The sequence below is a fragment of the Gluconobacter sp. DsW_058 genome, assembly GCF_002153615.1.
GTDB classification, from domain to species: Bacteria; Pseudomonadota; Alphaproteobacteria; order Acetobacterales; family Acetobacteraceae; genus Gluconobacter; species Gluconobacter cerinus.
Genome location: NZ_JOPH01000044.1, coordinates 14,014 through 34,253 on the forward strand (window position 1 = coordinate 14,014; position 20,240 = coordinate 34,253).

At 52.5% G+C, this 20,240-nt stretch carries 16 protein-coding genes; 9 read left to right on the plus strand and 7 right to left on the minus strand.

The annotated features are described in order from the left end of the window. Positions 1-693 precede the first annotated feature (693 nt). Positions 694-1,062, plus strand: coding sequence for a hypothetical protein (locus HK24_RS09555; protein WP_086634288.1), 369 nt, complete (start codon positions 694-696; stop codon positions 1,060-1,062). Between the two features lie 54 nt (positions 1,063-1,116). Here HK24_RS09555 and HK24_RS09560 read toward each other — a convergent pair whose 3' ends face one another. Genes HK24_RS09560 through HK24_RS09575 form a run of 4 tightly spaced genes read right to left on the minus strand, consistent with a single transcriptional unit; the run spans position 1,117 to position 5,846 of the window. Next, positions 1,117-2,712: a TolC family protein gene (locus tag HK24_RS09560; RefSeq protein WP_086634289.1), complete on the minus strand. Its 1,596-nt coding sequence runs from the start codon at positions 2,710-2,712 to the stop codon at positions 1,117-1,119. Continuing rightward, the gene (locus tag HK24_RS09565) at positions 2,709-4,538 is read right to left on the minus strand and encodes an FUSC family protein (protein ID WP_086634290.1); all 1,830 of its coding nucleotides are present in this window, start codon (positions 4,536-4,538) and stop codon (positions 2,709-2,711) included. The genes HK24_RS09560 and HK24_RS09565 overlap by 4 nt, the downstream gene beginning before the upstream one ends. Then, positions 4,519-5,568 carry a multidrug transporter subunit MdtN gene (gene mdtN / locus HK24_RS09570; RefSeq protein ID WP_086634291.1) on the minus strand — a complete coding sequence of 350 codons (1,050 nt, stop codon included), beginning with the start codon at positions 5,566-5,568 and terminating at the stop codon, positions 4,519-4,521. The genes HK24_RS09565 and mdtN overlap by 20 nt, the downstream gene beginning before the upstream one ends. A 2-nt stretch (positions 5,569-5,570) precedes the next feature. Then, positions 5,571-5,846, minus strand: coding sequence for a YtcA family lipoprotein (locus tag HK24_RS09575; protein ID WP_086634292.1), 276 nt, complete (start codon positions 5,844-5,846; stop codon positions 5,571-5,573). A gap of 387 nt (positions 5,847-6,233) precedes the next feature. On the opposite strand from HK24_RS09575, the gene HK24_RS09580 reads away from it, so the two are divergent. From HK24_RS09580 to HK24_RS09595, 4 genes are all read left to right on the plus strand, one after another. Next, positions 6,234-7,586, plus strand: coding sequence for an NAD(P)-dependent oxidoreductase (locus tag HK24_RS09580; protein WP_086634293.1), 1,353 nt, complete (start codon positions 6,234-6,236; stop codon positions 7,584-7,586). Then, positions 7,579-8,847, plus strand: coding sequence for an NAD-dependent dihydropyrimidine dehydrogenase subunit PreA (gene preA / locus HK24_RS09585; RefSeq protein ID WP_086634294.1), 1,269 nt, complete (start codon positions 7,579-7,581; stop codon positions 8,845-8,847). Before HK24_RS09580 ends, preA begins: the two co-directional genes overlap by 8 nt. Positions 8,848-8,903: 56 nt before the next feature. Then, positions 8,904-10,145, plus strand: coding sequence for a Zn-dependent hydrolase (locus HK24_RS09590; protein ID WP_086634295.1), 1,242 nt, complete (start codon positions 8,904-8,906; stop codon positions 10,143-10,145). An 81-nt stretch (positions 10,146-10,226) separates the two neighbouring features. Beyond that, positions 10,227-10,937 (plus strand): TetR family transcriptional regulator C-terminal domain-containing protein, encoded by a 711-nt coding sequence (locus HK24_RS09595; protein WP_086634296.1) that lies wholly within the window; start codon positions 10,227-10,229, stop codon positions 10,935-10,937. Here the strand turns inward: HK24_RS09595 and HK24_RS09600 are convergent. Further along, complete coding sequence (locus HK24_RS09600) at positions 10,849-12,303, minus strand: NCS1 family nucleobase:cation symporter-1 (protein ID WP_086634297.1); 1,455 nt, start codon at positions 12,301-12,303, stop codon at positions 10,849-10,851. The two genes, HK24_RS09595 and HK24_RS09600, sit on opposite strands and share 89 nt — an antisense overlap. Positions 12,304-12,435: 132 nt before the next feature. Here HK24_RS09600 and hydA point away from each other — a divergent pair, with 132 nt between their 5' ends. The 3 genes from hydA to HK24_RS09615 all read left to right on the plus strand — a co-directional run bounded on the left by hydA (position 12,436) and on the right by HK24_RS09615 (position 17,757). After that, positions 12,436-13,851 (plus strand): dihydropyrimidinase, encoded by a 1,416-nt coding sequence (gene hydA, locus HK24_RS09605; RefSeq protein WP_086634298.1) that lies wholly within the window; start codon positions 12,436-12,438, stop codon positions 13,849-13,851. 35 nt (positions 13,852-13,886) lie between these two features. Then, positions 13,887-15,206 carry an aspartate aminotransferase family protein gene (locus HK24_RS09610; protein ID WP_198942110.1) on the plus strand — a complete coding sequence of 440 codons (1,320 nt, stop codon included), beginning with the start codon at positions 13,887-13,889 and terminating at the stop codon, positions 15,204-15,206. A gap of 208 nt (positions 15,207-15,414) precedes the next feature. After that, a complete protein-coding gene (locus HK24_RS09615; protein WP_086634300.1) occupies positions 15,415-17,757 on the plus strand; it encodes a TonB-dependent receptor in 2,343 nt (780 codons plus the stop codon). Positions 17,758-17,934: 177 nt separating this feature from the next. On the opposite strand, the gene zigA is transcribed toward HK24_RS09615, so the two are convergent. Beyond that, a complete protein-coding gene (zigA, locus tag HK24_RS09620) occupies positions 17,935-19,137 on the minus strand; it encodes a zinc metallochaperone GTPase ZigA (protein ID WP_086634301.1) in 1,203 nt (400 codons plus the stop codon). A gap of 88 nt (positions 19,138-19,225) precedes the next feature. Here zigA and HK24_RS09625 point away from each other — a divergent pair, with 88 nt between their 5' ends. Continuing rightward, the gene (locus HK24_RS09625) at positions 19,226-19,831 is read left to right on the plus strand and encodes a DUF1826 domain-containing protein (protein WP_086634302.1); all 606 of its coding nucleotides are present in this window, start codon (positions 19,226-19,228) and stop codon (positions 19,829-19,831) included. Between the two features lie 66 nt (positions 19,832-19,897). Here the strand turns inward: HK24_RS09625 and HK24_RS13585 are convergent. Further along, positions 19,898-20,240 (minus strand): GIY-YIG nuclease family protein (locus HK24_RS13585; RefSeq protein WP_233126214.1); only part of this gene is annotated, 343 nt, incomplete at its 5' end.

Below are 20,240 nucleotides of genomic sequence, written 5' to 3' on the forward strand. Positions count from 1 at the left end.
ATTTTTTCCCAATAATAGAAATGACTATTTTTTGTTCGGTATAACAGGATGGTGATTGCAGTTACTGTTATTGGTAACATTTTCGGCATAATTGAAAATATTTCTTATTTTCTTATAAATTTATAAAGAAATAACCGTTATAAAGTAACACTCTTGCATTTATAATTATTTTTGGAAGTAAGTAATTTATATCTTGCCTATGCTTTTATTATTTTATATTTATTTCTATATTTTCTATAACGATAAAGATATACCGGAAGAAGGTTATTTTTCTTTATCATTTTATAATTTTTTGGTGTTGCACGTTTGGTCTTATATGAAAAAATTGCTGTCACGTGATCGTTTATGATTCGCCTTAGCGTCTGATCACTGAATAATGGAGCACTCCCCATACGCCTCAAAATACATCTTAATCGATATGAATATGACGAACTAAACCCCATTCAAAAAAGTTCGCGAAAGGCTAGTTTTTAAATTTACTTTACGAAATTTTTATCTTGTAGTTCCAATCGAATTTCACAGAAGCATCATGAAAAAAATTTCGAAATCCATTTTATATTTAGATAAATCTATATTAATGAGGGCAAAATGAGAAAATATAATTATCTAATATTAATCTTTTATTTATTGATGCCAATAAATTCGACGCTTGCATCGGATGTACATGAAAATTGCTACATTGAAAAAATATTCATGCGCCCGCCTCTCTCAACGTCAAGATTCAGTGTCAATGAAGATACACTTTCAACATATGCGAATGCATATACACATAAAATAAACAGTGAAAATGATAGCCTCTTGAAAATAATTTTATCATATAAAATTTCAGACAATCAAGAATACCCGTCACATGATATCTGGAATGCCATCTATATTAGAGATTCCAATGGGAAAGCCGTCCATAAATTGTTTTTTGATAAGCCATTTACAAACGTGGCGTCCATTTCGGGGGAAATAGACGGTAAACCCTTTGCCCTCTCACAGGCCGCTTATCCAGCTTTTCGGCACTGGCTCAATAAGAACAAATTTGACCTGGAAAATAATGCATTAGCATGTCCCTGAACGCCGAGAGTTTCGAACCACTTAAACCCATCATAGCAAAGGCAAGTGTTACTTCTAATTCTGATTAAGAGAGCCCGTGCCGAACGCAAGCCCCGCCGCGGCGATCAAGGCAGCATAATAGGCATCTGAATGGCTCAGTGTCGCATCAAGATACGCATTCTGCGCGATACTCGTCTGCGTCATGGAGCCTACGCCACTACGATATGCGGCTGAGGATGCCTCAAAACTTGTCATTGCTGCCGTCTCCAGCTTTGCAGATGCGGTATAGGCACTCAGGCTTGTACGGAGCGCATTTTCTGCGACTACAATCTGCTTCACTGAACTGTCGACTGTTTGCTGCAATGTCGCATCCGCGCTGTCAGACTGATCCTGGGCCTGTTTCAGCAGTGCAGCTCTGGTTCCCCCGTCGAAGATGGGGACAGTAATCCCACCAAGGATCAAACTGCTGAAGGCATTACTCGATAAGTTAAGGGTTGGGGGAGCCTCACTTCCCACTCCCGGCACGGATGAGAGTGCCAGACGCCCCGTGGTGTAGGCCACATTTCCTGTCATGAAGATCTTGGGCAGAAATTCGCTTTTCGCTGCGCGAACCCTACTTTTTGCCGCTTTCGCATTTGCGTATGCTGCAAGAACGTCCGGTCTGCGTGAAACGGCCTGTTGGACAAATGCGTCAGTGAGACGAATATCGTCCAGCCCGAGCGGGCGGCCAGAAATATCGAGTGTCTCAAGTTTCGTGTTCGGCGAAATACCAATGGCATTCAGAAGTTCAAGGGCCGCATTCTGTTCGTCGCCCTCTGCCTGCACAAGTCGCAGTTCAGTTTGTGCCGTAGCCTGCCGAGCCTGCGTGACATCCACTATGGTGCCTTGCCCCTGATGTAGCTTTGCGACTGCAGCCGCCTCCACAAAGCGTGCATTGTCCCGTGCCTTACGCAGCAATATGACACGGCTTTGGGCTGCGGCATGGGTGTAATAGGCCGTTGTCACCCCGTAGATGATTTTCTGATGAGCCGCAGTAAAGAGCACATTGGTTGCAATCTGTGCCTGCTTTGTGGCGGCAATAACGGCCTCACGTTTGCCGAAGTCGAACAGCAGCCATTCCATACCCAGGGTCTGGATTTCGCCAGCGCCTGACCTGCTGTTACGAACACCGCCCAAAGCGCTGTTTAACCCGCTCAGGCCTGAGTTGATTGCGTCTTCAGCAATGCCCGCATTGCTGACCGACGGGTTCGCACCGTCATTACGGCTATGATTATATCCGCCTACAACTGTCGCGGTCAGGCGGGGCAAATACGCACTCTTCGTAATTCCCACAGCCAGAGCGGCATCGCGCGCAAGGTTCCAGGCACGTCTGGTTTCAGGATTGGCGGACTGCGCAATATCGATCAATTCAGGAAGGGAATAGGCATGGCCAGCCTGTGGCGCCAATTCAGGGGCAGGGGGCCGCACATGGATCTGACTATTGGACGGCAATGTGTATCCAGCGGGGACGGCCAATGTATGTGGTCCGGGCTTACCGGGCACCAGTTCTCCATTTGCAGCGACATTCGGTTGCCATGGCCGATCAGGGCTGGCTGGCGCCGTTTCAAGTGCCTGGGTCGCACAGCCCGATAGTAGGAGCGGCAGCAAAAAGGTTCTTTTGAAGTGAATCATGAAGCAATCTGTTCCAGTCGTGCCGTGCGATCGGCAAGGTCTGGCCGCTGGGGAGTTACAAGCAATTCTTCAGCCAGCCTCGAGGCATCGATCAAGGCATTTCGGGCCGTCTGAAGACGGGGCTGGTCAGCGCGCATATGTGCTGGCTCAGACATCGCATATTCCAGTGTTCGTTCGCTTTCCAGTAACGCGGATTGACTAAGAGCGGCCGCCTGAAGCTGATCTTCAGAGCTCTGAGTCGTCCCTTGGCGCCTCAGGCAATCTTTCAGCTTGCGAAGGCGGGCTCCCAAATGATCGTAGGCACTGGCCGGCCAGAAGCTGGTGAACATGGCATATGTAATGAGGTTACCAAGCATGATGCCGACAATACGGTCCCGCGCGGTAGCCATATCTGCTGTAGGGCCGTAGCCCTTCAGATCTGTCAGATAAAATGCCAGACCGATCTGAAAACCAGCATAAGCAATCCGTTCGTCGCCTGTCTTGACCCACGCCCCGATCAGGGAAACAGCAAAGACAAGCGCTAGAAATCCGGTGATGCCATTCAGGTGTGGCATCACCGCAATAATAGAGGCGATCCCTAGCGTCCCACCTATGAGAGCGCCCGTGATGCGCAGTGTCAGCTTTGAAATCATCTCGCCCATCGTAGGCAACGCGACGATGAAGCATGTGATGATGCAAGTGTGAATGCCTGGCCAATCCAGAACCTTGAAGGTCAGATAACTCAGCATCACTGCAGCAGTCCCTTTCACTGCGAAGCGGACATGGTCTGGATTGGTAAATGCGTCCTCAGAAAAGAAACCGGATTTTTTCTTTTCTGGCGATTTTCCAGCTACAGGGACAGGAGGGGTTGTGAAACTCGGCAGTAGAGCGGCTATCGCCTGTAAAGACGGATGCTCCGAAGAGATCACAGGGCTTTCGATGGCTGTGGGATAGTCACCGTCAGCAAAAATCCTGGCCATGCCTTCAAGCGTTTCGGTCAGGCGAGACAACTGCCCCGGTGGCAGTCTTGCCCTGCTCGCCTCATCAGCAAGCGCAAGAACGGCGACACTGCTGTTGGCTGCCTGTCGCAAGCAGGCCAAATCATGGATGGACCAGATCTTTTCAAGTGAGGCCATCTTGGCGGACTTCATCATGCCCGCCGTGCCTTCCCGGAGCATATCTGTCGCTCGTTCCTGCGTTAGTGCATCAGGAGTTTGGAGAAGGCGAACAGCCATGTAGAGCCGAGCAGCGATGCTATCCGTCAGGATCTTTTTAGGGGATGGGCAAATCAACAGCCCCAGCACAATCATGACCGCCCCCGGTACGGCCAGAAAGAGATCCGTGTAGAGAAGGGCGCGTGTCACGACTTCTCCAACCGGGACCTGATCAATCGCAATCAGTCCGTAAACCGTAATCAGACCCAGCATATAAGCCACAGGCTTTAGCTTGCTGGCTGAGCCCAAAAAGAAAAAACTGAACGACAAAAGGGCAATGATGATCACCAGTCCCATAGGATGATCGAGTGTCAGGCGGATGAGTGCGTAAATGATCAGAAGCAGAATGAGGATGAGGACATTGACAGCCACCCCAGCCAGAGCATTTGTCACGCGGTCCTTCTGCCACAGCGCCATGGTCACAAGGGCAGGCACGGCCAGCTCCGGAACCTGCCAGATTTCCCCAATCAGCACGGTCGTTGTGCATGCGGCAGCCATGCGAAGCGCATATCCCAATCGCCCCGGGGCAGGGTCACAGACCAGCCGCCAGACCCGTGCCAATCCCAGTCCCGGCCCTCTCATGCTGGAAGACGACGGGGCATTCGCCAGAGTGTCAGGGACAGGCAGCGCCATGCCGGATCTCAACGGTTGCTGTGGCGCCAAGTCTTAGCAAAAGTGGGTTTGCCCTCTCCAGCTTGATACGCACCGGAAAGCGTTGGGCGACGTGAACCCAGTCCATTTGGCGCGGCACGATGGGCAGTGACCGGGCAATGCCAGCAGAATCTACAGACAGAACGCCCCAACCAATACTTTCGACGTGTCCGCGTAGAGGACTATTGCGATCAATCATTGAGTGAACAGTCACGCAGTCGCCAATCTGAACGGACGAGAGATTGATCTCACGGATATTGGCGGTAGCGTACCACTCGTCATCAGCAATGAGCGTGAACAGGACCTGAGACGGCGCGAGAACTTCGCCAGCTTTAACCCGTAAACTCGTGACATAGCCATCCGCAGCAGCTGTAACAACAGTCTGGCGTAGCTCGTATTTTGCGTGGTCCAGGGCTGCCTGACTGGCGTCCCGTGCGGCAAGAGAGCTCTTCAGATCTCCGATCGCTGTTGTCGCTGCGACAGACTGGTTTTTCGACTGCGAAAGCGACACTTCAGCGTCGTGGAGTGCCACACGAGCCTGATCATACTGCTGCCACGGAATATAGGACTGGCCAGCAAGCGGCTTCAGGCGCTCCACCGTACGTGCGGCCAAATCACGATTGGTTCTGGCACGAACAACCTGATCATCTGCCGTGGCGGCGTTGGATGTCTTGATGCTGAGCAGCCGTGTCTGGTTCTCGACCTCCGCATTCGCGAGATCCAGATTGGCCTGAGCCTGTCGGACGATCAGTTCGTAGGGTTCAGGATCAAGTTGGTAAAGAACATCACCCTTATGAACATGTTGATTGACGACAACTCTGAGTTCCTTCAACCGTCCGCCAACGGTGGAGGCGACGTGCACCATTTCCGCGTCAATACTTCCGCTGTCAGAAGACGGATGAGTGCTGTCTTCATGCGAGACATGGACGCCAAACAGAACGGCGGCCCCTACACAGATAACAGCCACAATAATACCAATAGGCTTTTTGCCTGAGACATGAACGCGCTGCATCATCAAGGCCCGAACACCAGCGCCCACACAGTCAGTGCGGCGATAACGCCCAGCGCTACATAGGTGAAGAGACGAAAGCTGAGGATGGCATCAAGGCCGGTTAGAAGAAATATCACTCGCAATCCAACGGCAACCGCAACCCCGATGAGGCCACAGACCATCCAGTCCGGAAAGTAAGCCCCTACAACTGGAAAAGAAGGGGCGCCCTGGAGGGTACATCCTTCACTCGCCAATAAACACGAGACAGGAATGAGAAAACGCAGGCGGGTAAATCGCATGAGAGGTGTCAAAGCTTTCTGCGTCCAACAAACAGAGTGCCAGCCTACCACATTCCACTTCAAAGGCTACTCCGTATCGCGTGGCTCAGTGTTTGAACTTGGATGCCTTGATTTACGGAGCGAACGATGATGGGCGCCTTGATTGGACGTCCCGTGAATGATGGATTTGTCCTCATCGGAAAAGCGTTGGGGGAAGAAAACGCACGTCCTGATCCAATATCTTCTCGACGCGATTTCTCATGACTAGGCGCTTCCTCAAACGCCGCAGGTTCTCACCTAGACCCCATAGTCTCGCATAAACTGAACGTTTGGTCAGAAAACCCTTGCCAGAGAGTATTTCGAACTCATACCATTCCGATTACGAACCAAGTCAGGCAGGAGACGAGTATGCGACTCGATATTGCATGTGGCCGATTGCCGGAAACCGCTCTGGAACTGAACTTCGCCGATGCTCATCCCGGTCTGTCGCCCGAACAGGCAGCGCTAGAAGCTGATCGATGTTTCTACTGCTACGACGCTCCATGCGTTGAGGCCTGTCCGACAGACATTGATATCCCACGGTTCATCAAAGCCATTGCATCTGACAATCTGGCCGGCGCTTCGCGCACCATTCTTCAGTCCAACATCTTGGGCGGATCGTGTGCAAGGGTTTGTCCGACCGAAATTCTGTGTGAGCAGAAATGTGTTCACACCGCGATTGAAGCTCATCATGCCGTTCGAATAGGCGCACTTCAGCGGTTTGCTACAGACTGGCAAATGCAGCAGAAGACCCACCCGTTCCAGCGGGCTGCAAGCACCGGAAAGCGCGTGGCCGTCGTAGGAGCAGGACCTGCTGGGCTGGCCTGCGCACATCGACTGGCCATGCATGGGCATGATGTCACGATCTTTGATCGACACGATGCACCCGGTGGCCTCAACCAGTATGGTGTCGCGGCCTATAAACTTGCTGACAATTTCGCCCAGAAAGAAATCGATTTCCTCCTGGAGATTGGGGGGATCACTTTCCAGGGTAACGCGACGCTCGGGGAGAACATCACGCTTGCAGGCCTTCGCGAGACCTATGACGGCGTTTTCCTGGGGCTGGGTCTGGCAGGTGTCCGCGCTCTCGGCCTGGAAAGCGAATTTGCAGAGGGCGTTCTGGACGCGGTCGATTTCATCGAGACCTTGCGCTCTCGGAATCTCTCGGAAGTTGTAGTTGGCAGGCGGGTTGTCGTGATTGGGGGCGGCAACACGGCAGTTGACGCAGCAGTGCAGGCAAAACGTCTGGGTGCGGAAGAGGTAACGCTGGTTTATCGCCGCGGGGCTGAGCACATGTCGGCCACGGAAGTTGAACGGGAATGGGCCCAGACAAACGGCGTAACGGTCAGATTCTGGGCGTCTCCCAGTCAACTCAATATCGAAGACGGGGCTATCAGGAGCATCACATTCCTTCGAGGCACGCCTGATGGCGGGTACGATCCGCAGAATGCCTTCACACTCGCGGCCGACATGGTCCTTAAAGCAATCGGGCAGGTTTTTGTCCCAGACCCAGTGCGAAACGACCAGATCCTCGTGGAAAACGGGCGCATTGTTGTGAATGAGACAGGACGCACTTCCATGCCGGGAGTTTATGCGGGTGGCGACTGTACGGCAGGAGAAGATCTTACCGTTGCAGCTGTCCGGGACGGACGGAACGCGGCTGAAGCGCTTCATAATGAACTGATGGCATCCAACACGGAAAGGGCTGACCACAATGGCTGACCTGCGCACGGTTTTCGCTGGAATCAAATCTCCCAATCCATTCTGGCTTGCTTCCGCGCCCCCGACTGACAAGGAATACAACGTTCGCCGGGCCTTTCAGGCGGGATGGGGTGGTGTTGTCTGGAAAACGCTTGGCGAAGATCCACCGGTCGTCAATCTGAGCTCCCGCTATGGAGCCCTGGGCTTTGAGGGACGTCGACTGATTGGCCTCAACAACATCGAGCTGATTTCGGACCGTCCGCTTGCGACCAACATCGCGGAAATCAAGCGCGTCAAACGCGAATTCCCGGATCGCGCCCTTATCGTCAGCCTCATGGTGCCCTGCGAGGAAGATAAATGGAAAGCCATTCTACCAATCGTTGAGGAAACAGGCGCAGACGGGATCGAACTGAACTTCGGATGCCCGCATGGCATGTCCGAGCGCAATATGGGTGCGGCGGTCGGGCAGGTCCCGGAATACGTTGAAATGGTGACACGCTGGTGCAAGCAGAACACGCGGATGCCGGTGATCGTCAAGCTGACGCCAAACGTGACTAACATCCTGATGCCCGCACGCGCCGCGCGGGCAGGTGGGGCGGATGCTGTATCCCTGATCAACACCATTCAGTCCGTCATTGGCGTAGATCTGGATGCCATGGCGCCCATGCCGGTTGTGGGCGGAAAAGGGACACATGGCGGCTATTGCGGGCCTGCCGTGAAGCCAATTGCCCTTCGTATGATCGGAGAGATTGCCAGAGATCCTATCATGGCTGGAATTCCCATCTCCGGAATTGGTGGAATCAGCAACTGGCGGGATTCTGCCGAATTTCTTGCAATGGGCTCAGGATCGCTTCAAGTCTGTACCGCCGCGATGCATTATGGTTTCCGCATCGTGGAAGACATGATTGATGGCCTGTCCAACTGGATGGACCAGAAAGGCTATGAGCGGCTGGAGGATCTGACAGGGCGGGCTGTCTCGCAGTTCGTGCCGTGGAACCAGCTCAACATGAAGTTCAAGACCCTCGCCAATATCGATCAGGATGCCTGTGTCGGGTGTGGTCTCTGTCATATTGCCTGCGAGGATACGTCCCATCAGGCAATTTCCAAGAAAAACACGTCTGATCGCCGACATTACGAAGTGATCGAAGAGGAGTGCGTGGGCTGCAATCTCTGTGCGCATGTCTGCCCGGTGGATGATTGCATCACAATGGTTCCACAACCCGTAGATGGGGAACTGACATGGCCCCATCATCCTTCCAACCCCAATCGTATTCCCGCCTGAGAGGCATGACGCGGCGGCCAGAGGGTCACCAGACGGACGGATGAAAGAAGACTGGCATGTTTCATAGCAATATGCGGATTGACGGGAACGCTCTCTGGGCAGATCTGATGGATACGGCCCGGTTTGGTGGAACACCAAAAGGCGGTATCCGTCGGTTAACACTGACCCCAGAAGATAAACAGGTTCGCGAGTGGTTCGCCTCGACCTGTGAAAGCCTGGGCTGCACCATCACGGTCGATACGATGGGCAACATGTTTGCCCGCCGCCCGGGACTTGATAACAGCCTCCCTCCCATCACGATGGGCAGTCATCTGGATACCCAACCAACCGGCGGGAAATTTGATGGTATTCTGGGGGTTCTGGGCGGACTGGCGGTTCTACGGGCGCTTCATGAAGCCGGTCATACAACGCGCCACCCCATCGAACTGATTAACTGGACAAACGAGGAAGGGTCTCGTTTCACACCTCCGATGATGTGCTCCGGCGTTTTCGCAGGCGTTTTTACGGAACAGGAGGTTCTGGACAAGCGAGATCGTGCAGGGGCACGCTTTGGAGATGAGCTTGTTTATATTGGGTACCGCGGTGAAGAGATCTGTGGCGATCACCCTATCGCGGCCTATTTCGAGCTTCATATCGAGCAGGGTCCCATTCTTGAAGTCAAAGACCACGTTATCGGGGCAGTTTCTGGCGTTCAGGGAATGCGGTGGTACGAGGTGACCGTAAAGGGCAAAGACGCCCACGCTGGCTCCACCCCCATGCCGATGCGTCACGATGCCCTGCTGGCAACGTCCCGAATGGTTGTTGCTCTTTCAGAGATAGCACTGGGCCATGCTCCGGGGGCCGTGGGTACAGTGGGTCTGATTGAAAATCGCCCGAACAGCAATAATGTCGTACCTGGCGAGACATTCTTCACGGTGGATATCCGTCACCCGGATGATACCGTCGTCGCGACCATGGAGCGGGAGTTCATGGATCGCTTCCACAGCATTGCTGAAGCTGGCGGAGTGACGCTGGAGATCGTCTCCATCTGGGATGCTCCCGCAGTTCATTTTGATACGCGGTGCGTAGAGATGGTCGCGGATTCTGCGCGCCAGATGGGCTACGATCCCCTTTCGATTGTCTCAGGCCCGGGGCATGATGCTGCGTATCTTGCACGCGTTGCACCAACGGCCATGATTTTTGTGCCCTGCAGAGATGGCCTGAGCCATAACGAGGAAGAAAGCATTACGGAAAGCGAGGCCGAAGCCGGAGCCAATGTTCTGCTTGGTGCTGTTTTGCGGGCAGACAGCACGCTCTAAGGTTCTGCCAATCAGGGGCTTGTCGTCCAGCCTGTCTGCTGTCAAAAATCGCCTCCCGCAAAGCAGGCCGGGAGAAAGACAATGCCACAAGACAGTCTGGAGTCGTCTCCCAGCCCCAGAAAAAGAACTCGTGCCGGTGCGCCACGCCGCGCCACCGTTCCGCAAATCCTGAATGCTGCGGAATGGACCTTTGGCACCCGCGGCCTTAAAGGAACGCGCCTTGAAGATATTGCCAAGGTCTGCGACATCCCCAAGGGCAATATTCTCTACTATTTTGGCTCCAAGGAAGACCTGTACAACGCCACACTGTCACGCCTGCTGGATGTATGGCTGACAGATGCCGATCACTGGCTTTCTTCTGACAAGGACCCGCTGGAAGGGCTCAGGGGATACATAGAAGCCAAGATTGCATTCTCCCGCGCACGGCCAGAAGGATCGCGTCTCTTCGCACAGGAAGTGCTCTCAGGCGGCCACATGGTTCAGGACTTCCTGCGGGGAGAACTGCGAGCCCATGTAGCCCGACATGTCGCAATCTTCCTGGAATGGCAGGCAAAAGGCATCATGGCGCCTATTGACCCGACACATCTGTTGTTTCTCTTGTGGTCGGGTACGCAGGCATATGCGGATATGCAGGTCCAGTATGAGGCTGTTCTGGACCGTACGCCTCTTACTGACGGCGATTATGAAACTGCCGTCACCACTCTCATGACGCTTGTCCGTCCGCTGTTCTCCCAACCGGTCTCAGGCGCGTCAGAAGCAGATGAAAACAAAACCCTGAAAAGAAGCCTGTAAACCACGCGAAATTCTGGAATACGGCTAATGCTGGCAGGAAGACATTTGCGAGCCCCACCAGCACAGCCAGACCCAAGGCCCAGATTGCAGTAGGGTTTACGCCACTTCGGTACCAGTAAGCTGCCAATGGGTCCGTGCTGTACAGCGCAGGCACGTCCAGAGTTTCCCGCTGAACAAAATAGTAGTCCGCCAGAAGAATTCCTGTCACAGGAGCGATGAACAGACCCAGTATGTCGAGTGTCAGGTGGATCAGATCCGGACGGGCGTAGAGGTTCCAGGGCGTGAGAGCGATGGCACCAATCGCCGCAATGACACCACCGCCACGCCATGAAATGGATGCCGGGGCTATATTGGAAAAATCAAACGCCGCTGAGACAAAATTGGCGGAAATGTTGATCCCAATGGTCGCGAGAACGAAAGTTAAAATTCCCACAATCATGATCGTTTGATTATCCAGACGCGTCACAGTGTCCACCGGATCAACGAGGATCTGTCCCAGAACAGGCTGGGTGAGGGTTACTGTTGTAAGCGCAAGCGCGCAGAACGCCATGAAATTGATTGGTAGGCCCCAGAAATTACCGCGTCGTACCGCACTCAGGCTAATGCCATAGCGGGCAAAATCGCCAAAATTCAGGATAATCGGGGAAAAAAATGCGATCGTCAGAGAGATCACATTCAGCACGCCGGTCAGATGTTGTCCGAGGGAAAGAGCAGAGTGGGGAAGAACTGAAAAGCCGATCTGTCCCCGCGTTTTCCAGAGAAGCACGCCGTCAAGCAGGATCATCATGACGTAAATGGCTGGCCCTGCCCAGTCTATGAAATGCCGGATGGACTCCATTCCGCGCCAGAATACCGCCAACTGCAAAGCCCAGATGAGCAGAAAGGCCAACCAGCCGAGCAGCGACAGCCCCATCAGTCCATGGTGATGAACATCGCTATAATCTGCCAGCGACGGCATCATTCGAAGAGCAAACAGAACCACAGCATTGGATGCCAGCCATGTCTGGATTCCGTACCAGCCGACGGCAATGATCCCACGCACCAGTGCCGGGACGACCGCGCCGTAGACGCCAAAGACGCTTCGAATAATGACAGGGAAGGGAGCGCCGGATTTCAAACTTGGAACCGCGATCAGATTGCAGAGAAACTGCACAGCAACGATTGCAACAAACAATCCGATGAGCACGCTGCTGACCGGCAGCCCCATCATGAACAGCGTGCCAACAGTCATATAGCCGGCGACACTGTGAACATCAGACATCCAGAGAAAGAGAAAGTCCTTCCACGCCCAGCTCCGATCCTGAACGGGCGCAAGATCCGCATTGGTCAGGCGCCCTGTAGCGTACGCGTCCGGTGACTGTGTCATTCTGGTGATCCTCGTTCTCGAAAAAATTCCGGAAGCGCAATCGTTATGTTGACCGGCTGGTCAGATTAACCATACAGTTTCGGTAAGACAACGACATAATGCCAACCACTTTTCCTGAAGGGAAGGGATGTCATGCTCCTGATCAAGGGTGGAACAGTTGTTACGTCTGAGCGGCGTTTCAGAGCAGACGTCCTATGTGACGATGCCGGGAAAATCGCGGCTGTTCAGGCGGATATGGAAGCGCCGACAGGCTGTACCATCGTTGATGCAGATGGCCTGCTTGTCATGCCAGGGGGGATAGATCCCCACACGCATATGGAAATGCCCTTTATGGGCACGATGGCCAGTGACGATTTCTATACAGGCACAGCTGCCGGCCTCGCCGGAGGCACAACGAGCATTATTGATTTCGTCATTCCCGAACACGGGCAGTCGTTACATGACGCGTGGAAGACATGGTGTAGCAAAGCCGAAAAAGCGTCTGCTGACTATGGTTTCCATGTCGCGGTGACGCACTGGGACGACCAGGTTCACCAGGATATGGAAACACTGGTGCGGGACTGCGGCGTTAATTCCTTCAAACACTTCATGGCCTACAAAAACGCCCTAATGGTGGATGATGAGACGTTTCTCAACTCCATGCGTCGAGCAGGAGAGCTGGGCGCTTTATGCACCGTGCATGCCGAAAATGGAGATGCCGTCTCGTTTCTTCAGGAGTCTCTCCTGAAAGCTGGAAACACCGGCCCTGCGGCACATCCGCTCTCCCGCCCATCCAGCGTGGAGGGCGAAGCTGCTCAGCGCGCCATTACACTGGCGGCCGTCAACAATACCCCGCTCTATATCGTGCACGTGTCAACACGCGAGGCGACCGACGCCATCGCAAATGGCCGCCTTCGCGGACTACAGGTTTATGGCGAAGTACTTCCACAGCATCTGGTTTTCGATGAAAGCGTTTATCAGTCTTCAGACTGGCTGAAGGCATCGCGCTATGTCATGAGCCCGCCTTTCCGCGAAAAATCGCATCAGCAAGCGCTCTGGGGCGGCCTTTCTTCCGGCCAGCTCCACACCACCGCAACGGATCACTGCTGCTTCTGCCGCTCCCAGAAAGAAATGGGCCTCACCAATTTTACGCGCATCCCCAACGGTGTTCCCGGCATTGAGGATCGCATGAGCATTCTGTGGCATCACGGCGTTGTCGGCGGCAAGATAACTCCGGAGCAGTTTGTTGCCCTCACGTCCACCAATACGGCCCGTATCTTCAATATTCATAGCCGGAAAGGCATGATTGTTGAGGGTGCAGACGCGGATATTGTGCTGTGGGATCCATCGGCCTCACGAACCATCTCTGCCGCCACACATCATCAGAATGTCGATTACAATATTTATGAAGGCATGACCGTTACAGGCGTGGCAAAAAAGACAATCAGTCAGAGCCGCGTCCTTTGGGATGACGGTACACTGCGTGCCGAGCGCGGGCAGGGCCGGTATGTCGAGAGAGCACCTTTTAAGAAAAAAACATCTGACAGCCTGACGGAGGCAGTATCGTGACTACATTGACGAATGAAAGCCTGTGCGCCCTTGCCATGAGTGAGGGACGCAACTGGATGCCCTTTACTGCGAACAGACTGGTTAACGGTCGGGGCGATCATCGCGTTGTGGCCTCCGCCAAGGGGCCTTACTATACGATGGCCGATGGCAAAACAGTCTTCGATACGCTGTCTGGGCTGTGGTGTACGCCTCTAGGCCATGGAAATCCACGCATTGCGGACGCGCTTCGTCAGCAGGCAGAAACGCTGGACTTCGCACCCGGATTCCAGATGACCCATGCACCGGCTGTATCGCTGGCAGCACGCATCGCAAAAATGGCCCCCGAAGGCTTGGAGCATGTTTTCTTCGCGAATTCTGGCTCGGAAGCTGTTGATACTGCGCTGAAAATTGCGATCGGCTTTCACAAGCTTAAAGGTGAGGGCGGCCGTTTTCGTCTCATTGGACGCGAACGAGGTTATCACGGTGTAGGGTTTGGGGGCATGTCCGTCGGCGGCATTGTCCCAAACCGCAAGATGTTCGCCACGGTGATGGTCCCTGGTGTGGACCACATCCGACACCCTTACGATCACGCCCATGTCGCCTTTTCAAAAGGACAGCCCGAGTGGGGCGCCCATCTGGCGGACGATCTCGAAAGACTGGTGGCACTCCATGATGCCTCCACAATCGCGGCTGTCATTGTCGAGCCAGTTCAGGGATCCACCGGCGTTCTTGTCCCTCCCGTCGGATATCTTCAGAAGCTGCGGGAAATCTGTACGAAACACGGGATTCTCCTCATTTTCGACGAAGTCATCACGGGCTTTGGGCGTATGGGAGAAAATTTTGCCTCCCAAAGATTCTGCGTCACACCGGATATGATTACCTTCGCCAAGGCGGTCACGAATGGGATCATTCCCATGGGAGGCGTTATCGTCACTTCAGAAATCTACAAAACATTCATGAACGGCCCGGACGCAGCCATAGAGTTCGCTCACGGCTACACCTACTCAGGGCATCCAATGGCGGCGGCCGTGGCCCATACGGTGCTCGACATCATGGAAGAAGAAGGCACCAATGCGGCCGTCAGGGCACTGGAACCCATCCTCGAAGAAGAGATTCATGCACTGCAGGACCTGAAGTCCGTAAAAGATTTACGGAACATAGGCCTTACCGCCGCGATCGAACTCAATCCTCTCTCTGACAAATCTGCCCTTCGAAGCGTTCAGCTTTTTGAGCGAGGGCTTGAAGAGGGCGTTCTGCTTCGCGTCACAGGAGACACGATTTCTTTTGGCCCTCCTTTTATTTCGACTCCAGACCAAATCAGAGGAATGATAGCCCAGGTTAGAAAGGTGATTATAAGCTGCGAAAAAGACTTCTAAATATTCATTTTAGTTTCCGAATTTAGAAATAAGCTTCAGAAAGCCGAATGATGGAAGCATCATTCGGCTAAAAGCGCTGGAATTAATCCAAAATACTAAATTCGTATATTTATTTTCTCCGAAGATTATTTAGTATTTCATTATTATATCGAAATATGTTTGAGTGCGTATTATTCAGTTACACCAACTGAGCTTTCGGAGAAAAAAAGTGAAGACACTGGCTTCTCGTCTGTTCCTCGGTACTATTCTGAGTTCCGTACTCTTTTCCGCAGAGACTGGACGCTCCAGTGCTGCTCCGACCCATCATCTCCGTCATGTGACAAGCCCTCATCATGCGACATCTGGCACACCCTCAAAACCACGTTCCCGTAGAACGTCTATGATGGCAGCCAGCGAAGAGAGCGTCGGTGTTCGTGGATCGAGAAGTGCGCGCAACTCTGGGGGAGGCATGATGCGCGTCGAAACTGCACCTTATGCCGTGCAGTCTGTGGGGCGCCAATATATTGAGATGAGAAGCCCGACATCAACCGGCCTTGATGTTGTCCAAAATCTTCCAAGTGTCAGCATTGCCATGCCAGATACGTCTGGGATCAAAGGCGGTGCTCTGTATATGCGCGGTTTTACTGATGCCGATACAGCTTTGCTTTTGGATGGGGCTCCTGCATCTCTTGCAGCGTATCTTCAGCAGAACGTTGACGCAGAGAACATCGAAAGCGTCACCATGACGCCTGGGAGCTCTCCCATCGATGCGCCTGCATCCAATGCAACGGCAGGTACGCTTGATGAGCGCACACTAACCCCTGGGAAAAAAGCTGGGGGCAGCATGGATTTTTCTTACGGCACCAACAACATGTCTCGGGAATTCGTCCGACTGGAATCCGGAGAAATCGGAAATTCCGGTATTCGGTCTTATATTTCAGTCTCAAATACCCATTCGAGACAATGGATGGGTGCAGGTACAAACCGCCGGACACATGTAGACGTTGGACTTTTTAAAGAATTTACCAATGGATCAACTGTAAAATTTTTTGGTTCATGGAACAATTCCATGTTTACAATTGATGCATATCCAGATGCTCAAACATTTTATAATTATAAGCATACGGGACAGGGATATAACCGTACAAATGTCTGGAACAGGAATTCCACGTCCGCCGGAAATTACTGGCAAGGCAATATTGACTCCTGGAACCAGTTTTTTGTTACAACACAAGCGCATATCATTATCAACAAGCGCCTGACTTTCGACCTGTCTCCCTATTTTGCGACAGGCTTCGGATGGGACGGCTCAACCGCTGGCACGCCAGCCTCGACGGGTGCCACATATTTCTATGGAAACGGGCAGAAAGCAGATCCTTCTACACCGTTGAGCACATACTGGGCGCAGCACTGGTCCCCGCAAGTCGGGCTTGTCGCCAAACTGGGTTACGACATTGATCGTCATAACCATCTGTCTTTTGGATACTGGTATGAGAATAACGCTGTCGACTATTTCTTTCCGACAATGGCAACACAACCTGGCGGACGGAATGCCAAAACAAATGACAATGCCTATAAACTCTATACAGCAGAGGGTCAGGAAGCGATTTACAGGTACAATGCGGGCTACGAGCTGAATTCTTTCTTTATCGAAGATACCGCAAAATATTTTAATGATCGCCTGACCATAAACGGTGGCTTCAAATATATCATGTCCAACTATTGGGATCGCGCTTCCGGGCTCAGCCAGTTTACGATCGGGGCCAACTCAACCGCGCCGCTTCCGCATCTTTCTGTCTCGTATAAAATCGACTCTCACAGTCAGGTTTACATGAATGCCGAAGGTGACTTCCGCCAGCCGTCTCCGTCACAGCTGTCGGGTTCGACGTCACTCCCCAAAAACCAGTATTCCATCACGGAACAGATTGGATATCGCTATAACAACCGGTACCTGACGTTCGATATTTCGGCATTCAATTCCAATATCACCAACCGTCTTCTGACCACCTATCTGCCCAATACCGCTTATGCAGTTTCCAATGCAGGAAACCAGACGATCCGCGGATTTGATGCCATGATTGCAGGAAGGGATTTCCACCATTTCAGCCCCTATGCCTCAGTAGAGTACCTGCATGGCACTTTTGACTCAAATATTCCTTATGGTGACACATACCTTCCAACCAAAGGAAAACAGTCCATTCTCACGCCACGAGTTCTTGCAAATTTTGGACTGACCTACAGCAATGCAGGGTTCTTTGGAAACTTCAGCCTTCACTATACCGGCCCTCAGTCAGTAACACTTGTGGGCGATCAGAGAATGCCAGGGTTTGTTACCAATACCCTTGCCCTTGGGTATCATTTCAAACCGCTCTATTTCCTGAAAACCCCTACGTTCCGTCTGAATTTCTCTAACCTGACGGGATCGATCATTCGTGTCGGAACAACTGGCATTACCAACAACTACCATAATGTGACACTGCTCGATGGGAGTACCCTGGCAGGCAGCAGCGGAGCATCCTTCTATGTGCTTCCACGATTTTCGATGACAGGGACGGTCTCATCGGATTTCTGAGTTTAACTGCATCTTTCGAGAGAATAGTTGCTGAGATATGCATCAGAGCGAATGGTTATTTTACGGGCCCGTGAGTGTTCGGGAGGGGCTGAGAAGAAAGCCCCTCCAATTGCTATCCTATTCGCCAGGGCCAGATGGCATAAAATATGGGCGCGCACGTCAAAATAACTCAAATATTTACGACCACCGAGGAAATGGATCAGGAAGATTGTCGTAGTGCCAAGGCATGAAAATTTCGCCCTCTGGTGGTGGAACAAGGCAATTGTCGAGCGCGGTACGAATTGCAGCCTCGTCCATTCCGGTTCCAATAAAGACCAGTTCCTGACGTCGGTCTCCGTAAACATCGTCCCAGTATTTGGCCAATGTCGCTCGCCAGCCTTCGTCATCAGGCCAATTGTCATGCGGGACGCTTGCCCACCACCGCCCAGCCGCCTGATGACGCGCTAAAGCCCCCGCAATACTCAGATCTCCGACCCAATCCGGGCGGGTTGCAAGCCAGAAATAGCCTTTCACGCGCACCACACCGTGCCACGACTGCTCGACGAAGTCTGCAAAAGCTTCCGGCCTGAAAGGCCGATGCGCACGGTAGACAAAGGTGGAAATTCCGTATTCTTCCGTTTCCGGCCGATGTTCAGAATGCCCGTACAACTCCTTGAACCACAAGGGATTCTGGTGTGCACGCTCAAAATCAAATCGGCCGGTGTTCAAAAGCTGATTTATGGGAACCTGACTTTGGCTTGTTTCAACCACAGTTGCGTCAACATTGAGAGAACGAATAATCAATCTTGCCGCCTCTGCCTGCTCGGTAGTGGCCGTATCGATTTTGTTCAGAACGATGACGTCCGCAAATTCGATCTGATCAACGAAGAGGTCTACGAGCGCGCGTTCGTCTTCTTCTCCCGCAGCCTCACCTCGATCCCGAAGGAAATCGGTTGATCCGTAGTCTTTGAGCAGGTTCACGGCATCCACAACAGTTACCATCGTATCGAGCCGAGCGACGTCACTCAAACTACGGCCTTCTTCGTCTCGAAACTCGAAAGTAGCTGCGACGGGCAGGGGCTCTGCAATCCCGGTTGATTCAATCAGGAGGTAATCAAATCTTTTTTCTTCCGCCAGCCGTGTCACCTCGGTCAGAAGGTCATCCCGCAACGTACAGCAGATGCAGCCATTCGTCATTTCCACGAGCTTTTCATTTGTCCGGGACAAATTACTGCCGCCATTGCGGATCAGCTCGGCATCAATGTTCACGTCACTCATATCATTGACAATGACCGCAACCTTCAGACCGTCGCGATTATTCAGAACATGATTGAGAAGGGTAGTTTTTCCAGCTCCCAAAAAACCGGAAAGAATGGTCACAGGCAATCGATTGTCCGACATGAGGCAAGCACCTGAAGAGAAGAGGGGATTGATACAGGCGTCAATAATAGTTATGTTATAACATATCAATAGCAAGGAAGCGTTTTCCATGCCGCAGTGTTCCACCCGTACCCGTCTGGCTCGTCAGTCGTTGCTCAAAGACATTCTGTTGCCTCACTGTAGCATCAGTCTTCATCAAGACAGCTTGTCGGAATCACTGACACAGGCGGCGAAAGACTATCTGAAATCCGCGCCTCGATCATGGATAGCGCGGGGGCAACTGGGGGACATTGCTGCCCAGCTACAAGCCTCATTTCCGGAAGGTACATTGCCTCTACAGAAAGACATCCTGGAGATCGCTACTCTTTACGGCGATATGTCCCGACATCAAGCACTCCGCGTTCGTTTGGAAAAAATAACGACAGATAGCTGCAGGAAATTTCATGTCGATTGCGTCGATCTCCGTTTGCTTCGCTCTTATGTCGGGCCGAGAGTTCAATGGACAACCGACAACGGGTCAACCATTCAGGAAGCCTCTACTGGGGCAATTGTTCTTCTGAAAGGGAAACACTTTCCTCAGTGGGACCACGCAGAAAAGGCCCTCCATCGCTCGCCTCCACTCTCTCATCGCCCTGTCAAGGAGCGCATAAGGCTTCTACTCACGATTGATGAAGCCAACGCCTGTGGAGAAGCCCCCTTCGAGATGGCAGCATAATAAATGTCTGGTGATTTGACGTAAATTTCCGATTTTCGCGTCCATGAAAAGATACCTTATCAAATATTAGAGGCGTACTGCTTTGAGTTCCGCAGTCCATTTAGCGAGAAGTTCCTTCAGCGTGGCACTCCGGATATAAGCATTATCTTTACCCTTCAGTTCCTCGATAACCTCGAATGAGAATGTATCACCCTCATGGGCTGTCCACGCGTCCTGTAGTGAGCGATGCGGATGACTGCCCAGTCGAAGCGTGAACCATAGCTGGTTCTGAATTTTGGAAAGATCGGGGGTGCTACCGACCCATATCGGATAGATCTGGAGGGATCGAAGAACCCTCTGGTTTTGAGGCTTTCTATGTGATTCCATTCCTCCGGATCTGATTGGGGGAATGGCGCTATGAAACAGCTTG